At 47.6% G+C, this 229-nt stretch carries 1 pseudogene; it reads left to right on the top strand.

From position 1 onward, the window contains the following. Window positions 1–138, top strand: a pseudogene (locus AAEZ08_RS23595) (peptidylprolyl isomerase); the annotation flags it as partial. Between the last annotated feature and the right edge of the window lie 91 nt (window positions 139–229).

Raw genomic sequence — 229 nt, 5'->3', positions numbered from 1 at the left:
GTAAAAGACGATGTCATTGTTGTTGATGGTAATCACCCTCTAGCGGGCCAATCACTTAACTTTAGTGTTGAAGTTCTCGCTGTAAGAGAAGCCACTGCAGATGAGCTATCTCATGGACATATCCATGCTGAAGGCGGATGTGGTAGCCATGGACACGATGATGCCCATGAATCATGCGGTGAAGAAAAACCTGGCTGTGATGGCAATGGCGGCTGTGGCTGTAGTTAAC

It is taken from the genome of Pseudomonas sp. E45-MNA-CIBAN-0222, assembly GCF_040310405.1.
Lineage (GTDB): Bacteria > Pseudomonadota > Gammaproteobacteria > Pseudomonadales > Pseudomonadaceae > Stutzerimonas > Stutzerimonas stutzeri_AC.
Note: the sequence above shows the minus strand (reverse complement) of the source record. Positions and strands in the feature narration are given on the sequence as shown.